The following is a 6,541-nucleotide window of genomic DNA, read 5'->3' as shown; positions in this document are numbered from 1 at the left end:
CAAATCATTTAATGATAGACTCATTAACGCTTTCGCTGTTCAGTTTTCAAAGAACATTTTTTGTCGAACGTTTTATATCTTATCACGTTCGTTATTTGCGAGTCAAGAAGTTTTTTATCGAATCTCGTTTTCTTTTCTCGTATTTTGTCGTCGTTCTTGGCGACAAGGAATAATCTATCACATATAAAACTCTAAATCAAGAGTGTTTTTAAAAGTTTTTTTACCGATAAACGAGCAACAGCTAAAATACCGCGATACGAAAGGAAAAAGAGCGAGAATCCTATCTCGCTCTTTCTATTAATTATCTCTACTATTTTCAAGCTTGAACGACATATCCATTTCTTTTCTTGCTAGCTTGCAGGAAATCCATCCCCAAAATGATAGAAGCAATCATCATAAACAGCAAAGTCATAAACAAGCTTCCCAAGCCCATCATTAAAATAATATTAGCCAGCTTTAAGCCTAATCCTGAGTGCCTCATGAATTTTCGACAACAGGGACCTATTCCTTCGCTCGCTGATAAAACTCTTCACGTAGTAGCCCCATCATAATGGTGTCATAATACTGCCCATCTACATATTCATTTTGGCGCAGTCGGCCTTCTATCACAAAGCCTGATTTTTCATAAGCGCGAATGGCACGCGTATTTCCGCTCCACGTATCCAGCTGCACCCGATTCAAGTTCAACTTGGAAAAGAGGAAGTCGAGCAGGAGGCGCAACGTATCTGTACCGTAGCCTTTGCTCCAATACTCTTTTGCCATGATCGCAATGCCAATTGTTGCGGCCCTCGTAATTGGATTCACATCTCGGTAATCACAATTTCCAATGTGCTCTCCGTCCAAGGTATAGACAGAGAATACAAACCTCTTTAATTTATCATCCAGCCGTGAAGCACGAACGTTTTCCTCATACATGGCTTTCAGTGAGTCGAGCGAAACATAACTATAGGTTACCAGACTTGAGCCCGCTGCCCATTTGGCCGCTTCTTCATCGTTGCGCCAATGGAACAGTCTCTCCATATCCTCAGCAATAACTGGCCGTAATTCTACTAAATTCCCTTTGATCATTTGGTATCCTACCCTTCGATTGGTGTTTGAAAATGGAGTCTCTTTGGTTTGAAGTGAACTTGAATTTATTCATGGTCACCACACCTTTCGCAGTAAGATACCGATTATTCTAACAAAAAAACCACGCTCTGGAAACAGAGGTGGTTATTACTTTATTTGTTAACGACGCCTCTGAAGCTCCGTCAGCACTTCATCCAGCGGCAGCTTTTGCTCCCGTAACAAAACCATTAAGTGAAAGATCAGATCAGAAGCCTCATACCGCAGCTCCTCACGACTTCGATTTTTCGCTGCAATAATGACCTCGGCAGCCTCTTCCCCGACCTTTTTCAGGATTTTGTCTACGCCTTTTTCGAACAAGTAGGTAGTATAGGAGCCTTCCGGACGCTCTGCCTCCCGCGCAGCAATCAGTTCTTCGAGCTCACCCAAGATTGCAAACCGATCTGCTTGTACCGGCTCCTCATCTGTATCGGTGAGAGCTTCCTGCGAGAAACAGCTGTAAGCTCCCGTATGGCAAGCAGGCCCGTTCGGCTCGACCATCACAACCAGTGCATCTCCGTCGCAATCATACCGCATGGAAACGATCCGCTGCGTATGACCCGAGGTCTCACCCTTGTGCCACAATTGTTGTCGGGAACGGCTCCAAAACCATGTTTCTTTGGTCTCTAATGACTTTTGTAGCGATTCTTCATTCATATAGGCAAGCGTTAAAACTGTCTTGCTTCCGGCATCCTGCACGATGACAGGAAGCAAACCCTTTTCGTCAAAACGCAATTTTTCCACTGCAAATGCTTCTGCTCCTGTCATGGTCGTACGACAACTCCTTTGGTTTGCAAATACTCTTTCACCGAGTGAATCGACGTCTCGTCATAGTGAAAAATGGAAGCGGCAAGCGCGGCATCTGCCTTTCCTTGCGTCAGCACATCGTAAAAATGCTCCCTTGAGCCCGCTCCACCAGAAGCAATGACCGGAATTCCGACCGCTTCTGATACCCGCTTGGTCAATTCGAGTCCAAAGCCTTTCTTTTCTCCATCGTCGTCCATGCTGGTCAAAAGGATTTCGCCCGCTCCGAGCGCCTCTGCCTCCTGCGCCCAACGGATGACGTCTCTCCCCGTCGCATTCCGTCCACCGTGGGTATACACTTCCCAGCGATCTTCCCCGACACTTCTCGCGTCGATCGCCACGACGATACATTGTGAGCCGAAGACCGTCGCTCCCTCGCGGATCAATTCCGGACGCAAAACAGCCGCTGTATTCAAAGAGATTTTGTCCGCACCCGCACGCAATATCCTTTTCATATCGTCGACGCTGTTAATGCCACCACCAACCGTGAAAGGAATCGTAATATTTGCAGCCGTTTTTTCGATGACATCCACCATCGTCTTGCGCCCTTCGTGGGACGCAGAAATGTCGAGAAAGATCAGCTCGTCTGCTCTCTCTTCGCTATACTTCTTTGCCAGTTCAACCGGGTCTCCTGCATCGCGAAGTCCGACAAACTGCACGCCTTTTACCACCCGACCGTCTTTTACATCGAGGCACGGGATGATTCGTTTAGCCAGCATGCGATTCACGCCCCTCCATACGCTGGAGCGCTTCTTCCAATGTAAAAGCGTCCGTGTAGAGTGCTTTGCCAACAATAGCGCCGGAGACTCCGTTTGAAGCACGGGCAGCCAGCGTCACCAAGTCGTCCAGTTGGCTGACGCCTCCCGAGGCGATCACCGATTTACCTGTAGCCATCGCCAATGCTGCAATTTCTTCTACATTGGGTCCTGTCATCGTGCCATCACGGGCGATATCGGTGTAAATAAACGTCTCGGCACCATACGTAACCAACCGCTTGGCAAGCACTGTCGCTAGCACATCTGTCGTGGTCAACCAACCTCTGGTAGCCACCAGCCCATTCCGGCAGTCCAGACCAATCGCGATTTTGTCCCCATATTTTTGAAGAATTCGCTTCGTAAAAGGCTCGTCTTCGATTGCAGCAGTCCCGACGATCACTCGCGCGACACCTGATTCCAAATAGTCCGCGATCTGCTCTTCTGTTCGAATACCGCCTCCAACCTGCACGGGTACAGGGATCGAGCGCGCTATCTCTTTGATGAGCGCTGCATTTGCAGGCTTGCCTTCCTTTGCCCCATCCAAATCTACGAGATGAACCCAGGACGCCCCTTGTTCTACCCAGCGCTTCGCCATCGCGAGCGGCGAATCAGCGTACACTGTCTCTTGCCCGTAATCTCCTTGGAAAAGTCGAACACACTTGCCCCCGCGAATATCGATCGCCGGATAAACGATAAAGCTCATGTCAAAACCCCCTCGCATTGAACGGCAAAGTTACGCAGCAGCAGCATTCCTGTCTCTCCGCTCTTTTCCGGGTGAAACTGCATACCATATACGTTGTCACGATTCACAATGGCCGTGACCTCCTGGTGATAGTCACTCGTCGCAAGCAAGACATCAGACTGGCACAGGACATGATACGAATGGACAAAATAAACGTAATCGCCATCCTGCACACCGTTTAGTAACGGTTGCTTTTGCTTTATCATCAGTTGGTTCCAGCCCATGTGCGGTACCTTGTAATCCCCGCGAAAACGAACGACCTCACCACCGAGCAGTCCCAAGCCCGTATGCTCGCCATGCTCCGCACTTTTCTCAAATAAGAGCTGCATACCGAGACAAATGCCCAAGATTGGACGACCTGTTACTACGTATCCCTTGATCGCTTGCTCTAATCCAAGCTCACGTATGTTGGCGATAGCATCCCCGAACGCCCCGACTCCCGGCAAAATCAACCCGCTATATTGCTGTAGACGCTCTGCTTGAGAGACGAACTCGTACGAATAGCCCAGCCTTTCCAACGCCTTGCTCAAGCTGTACAAATTCCCCATGCCGTAATCGATGATGCCGATCATGTTACAAAACCCCTTTTGTTGACGGGACCCCTTTTACACGCGGATCGATCGTCGTCGCTTCATCCAGTGCACGGCCCAGCGCTTTGAAAATCGCCTCGATCATGTGATGCGTATTGTGACCGTAGTGCAGGATCACATGCAGATTGATCCGCGCCTCCAGTGCGAGCTTCCATAAAAATTCGTGTACCAGCTCCGTCGGAAACTGACCAACCATATTCGTAGGGTACGTAGCGCGATATTCCAGATGAGGACGGTTGCTGATGTCAATGACGACCTGCGCTAGCGCGTCATCCATCGGGACAAACGCATTTCCATAACGCTTGATGCCTTTCTTGTCTCCCAACGCTTCCCGCAGAGCATGCCCAAGACAAATCCCGATATCCTCCACCGTGTGGTGATAGTCGATTTCGATATCTCCCTTTGCCTTGACAGTCAGGTCAAAATGTCCGTGTCGGGTAAACAGGTCTAGCATATGATCCAGAAATGGAACACCCGAATTTTGCTTGCTCTCACCCGCGCCGTCTACAGCAAAGGAAAGCGCGATCTGCGTCTCATTCGTATTGCGTTCGATCTGTGCTGCACGTTGTTTCCCTTCACTCATCTCTTTTCACTCTCCTGCTCTTCGGTCTCAAAATCTCGCAATCGCGCAAGGATAGCTCGACCGTGCCCAGACAATCCTTCCTGCTCTGCCAGTGCCACAATTTTATGTCCATTGTCTCGCAAATCTCGCTTGCTGTAGGAAACAACACTCGACTTCTTGATAAAATCATCGACAGATAATGGCGAGGAGAATCGCGCCGTTCCATTCGTAGGAATCACATGATTGGTACCGGCAAAATAATCGCCGACTGGCTCTGAGCTGTATGGACCAAGGAAAATCGCACCTGCATTTTCCACTTTTCCGAGATGCTCAAACGGCTCCGCCATCATGATTTCCAAATGCTCAGGTGCGATACGGTTGATGACAGCAAACCCTTCGTCCAAATCGTCGACGAGTACAATAGCGCCGTAGTCGCGTATCGCCGCTTCCGCAATCGATTTGCGTGGAAGATCGGCAAGCTGTCGCTCGATTTCCTGTGACACCTGCTCCGCCAACGATTGTGATGTCGTAACCAATATAGCGGCTGACATCGGATCATGCTCAGCTTGAGACAACAGGTCTGCCGCAACGTATTGCGGGTTGGCCGTTTCATCTGCGATCACCGCAATTTCACTTGGCCCTGCCACCATGTCGATACTGACCAATCCGAATACTTCTCGCTTTGCCAGTGCCACGAAAATATTGCCAGGCCCAACGATTTTATCAACCGCCTTGATTTGCTCCGTTCCGTAGGTCAGTGCCGCGATTGCCTGTGCCCCACCTACCTTGTATATCTCGGTCACACCTGCAATTTGGGCCGCAACGAGTATCGCAGGGTTGATTTTCCCATCCGCTCCTGGTGGTGTCGTAATGACGACTTCTGGAACACCTGCGATTTTCGCAGGGATGGCATTCATCAGTACGCTGGAAGGATAAGCTGCCGTTCCGCCTGGTACATACAATCCAGCGCGCTGCAACGGACGTATCAGTTGGCCCAGCAATGTGCCACTCTCTTTGGTGGTAAACCAGGACTGACGCACTTGCCGCTCGTGAAATGCCCGAATATTTTCGGCTGCTTCCTTCAATGCTGCCTTTACTTGTGGAGAAACAAGCTCGCTTGCTTCTGCAAATTCGCCTTCGCTCACCCGGAAGTTTTGTAGAAGCACACGATCAAATCGTTCCGTGTAATAGCGCAGCGCTTCGTCCCCTTGCTGGCGAACCGAGGTGAGGATCGCCTTCACCGCTTCTTGCTGTTCTCTCGTCCCTGCGTCTACCGATCGTTTCCCGTCATACTGGCTAGCTGACATGATACGCATGGTTGTCTCCCCTTTTTCTCTAGTTCCCGCGAGGAACGACCTCTAAAAATTTTCCAGCGATCTCATCCACCGCTTCACTTTTCATCCGATAGCTGGCTCGATTGGCAATCAGCCTCGTCGTAATTTCACAAATGCTCTCCAGTTCGACCAAGCCATTTTCCCGCAATGTCCTACCTGTTGAGACAATATCCACAATACGATCAGCCAGTCCAATCATCGGTGCAAGCTCTACGGAACCATTCAGCTTGATTACTTCAACCTGCTGTCCCTGCTCACGAAAATAACGTGACGCAATCTTCGGATATTTCGTCGCAACACGCAGCGCTTCCGTCGGTTTCCAATCTGGTAGACCCGCTACCATCATGCGACAATAGCCGATATGCAAATCCAACAGCTCGTAAACATCTCGTTCTTCTTCCAATAAAACATCCTTGCCAACCACACCAACGTCAGCCACCCCATATTCGACATAAGTAGGAACATCGGTAGGCTTCGCCATAATGAATTCGAGCTTGGCATTTTTCACAGGAATGATCAGTTTACGAGAATCTTGTAAATCCGCAGTAACCTGCAAACCAGCCTGCTGGAGGAAGTGGACGGCCTCTTCAAAAATCCGCCCTTTTGGCATGGCGATCGTCAGCTTTTGGTCGTTTTTCGTAAGTGCCATC

The 6,541-nt window shown here is 49.5% G+C and carries 9 protein-coding genes; all 9 read right to left on the bottom strand.

Annotated elements, in window-relative coordinates:
- Nucleotides 1-316: 316 nt before the first annotated feature.
- The gene (locus tag HP398_RS19170; protein WP_173623386.1) at nucleotides 317-481 is read right to left on the bottom strand and encodes a hypothetical protein; all 165 of its coding nucleotides are present in this window, start codon (nucleotides 479-481) and stop codon (nucleotides 317-319) included.
- 20 nt (nucleotides 482-501) lie between these two features.
- Complete coding sequence (locus HP398_RS19165; RefSeq protein WP_017252221.1) at nucleotides 502-1,068, bottom strand: GNAT family N-acetyltransferase; 567 nt, start codon at nucleotides 1,066-1,068, stop codon at nucleotides 502-504.
- Nucleotides 1,069-1,227: 159 nt separating this feature from the next.
- Nucleotides 1,228-1,872 (bottom strand): bifunctional phosphoribosyl-AMP cyclohydrolase/phosphoribosyl-ATP diphosphatase HisIE, encoded by a 645-nt coding sequence (gene hisIE, locus HP398_RS19160; protein ID WP_173623385.1) that lies wholly within the window; start codon nucleotides 1,870-1,872, stop codon nucleotides 1,228-1,230.
- Nucleotides 1,869-2,627 carry an imidazole glycerol phosphate synthase subunit HisF gene (hisF, locus tag HP398_RS19155; RefSeq protein WP_017252223.1) on the bottom strand — a complete coding sequence of 253 codons (759 nt, stop codon included), beginning with the start codon at nucleotides 2,625-2,627 and terminating at the stop codon, nucleotides 1,869-1,871. Before hisF ends, hisIE begins: the two co-directional genes overlap by 4 nt.
- Nucleotides 2,617-3,366, bottom strand: a complete 750-nt coding sequence (gene hisA / locus HP398_RS19150; protein WP_173623384.1) for a 1-(5-phosphoribosyl)-5-[(5-phosphoribosylamino)methylideneamino]imidazole-4-carboxamide isomerase — start codon at nucleotides 3,364-3,366, stop codon at nucleotides 2,617-2,619. The genes hisF and hisA overlap by 11 nt, the downstream gene beginning before the upstream one ends.
- Complete coding sequence (gene hisH, locus HP398_RS19145; RefSeq protein WP_173623383.1) at nucleotides 3,363-3,977, bottom strand: imidazole glycerol phosphate synthase subunit HisH; 615 nt, start codon at nucleotides 3,975-3,977, stop codon at nucleotides 3,363-3,365. The genes hisA and hisH overlap by 4 nt, the downstream gene beginning before the upstream one ends.
- A gap of 1 nt (nucleotide 3,978) precedes the next feature.
- Nucleotides 3,979-4,578 carry an imidazoleglycerol-phosphate dehydratase HisB gene (gene hisB / locus HP398_RS19140; protein ID WP_173623382.1) on the bottom strand — a complete coding sequence of 200 codons (600 nt, stop codon included), beginning with the start codon at nucleotides 4,576-4,578 and terminating at the stop codon, nucleotides 3,979-3,981.
- Nucleotides 4,575-5,873 carry a histidinol dehydrogenase gene (gene hisD, locus HP398_RS19135; protein ID WP_173623381.1) on the bottom strand — a complete coding sequence of 433 codons (1,299 nt, stop codon included), beginning with the start codon at nucleotides 5,871-5,873 and terminating at the stop codon, nucleotides 4,575-4,577. Before hisD ends, hisB begins: the two co-directional genes overlap by 4 nt.
- 19 nt (nucleotides 5,874-5,892) lie before the next feature.
- Complete coding sequence (hisG, locus tag HP398_RS19130; protein ID WP_017252228.1) at nucleotides 5,893-6,540, bottom strand: ATP phosphoribosyltransferase; 648 nt, start codon at nucleotides 6,538-6,540, stop codon at nucleotides 5,893-5,895.
- Between the last annotated feature and the right edge of the window lies 1 nt (nucleotide 6,541).

The sequence above is a fragment of the Brevibacillus sp. HB1.4B genome, from assembly GCF_013284285.1.
Taxonomy (GTDB): Bacteria; Bacillota; Bacilli; order Brevibacillales; family Brevibacillaceae; genus Brevibacillus; species Brevibacillus porteri.
This window is presented reverse-complemented; position numbering and strand designations above follow the sequence as displayed.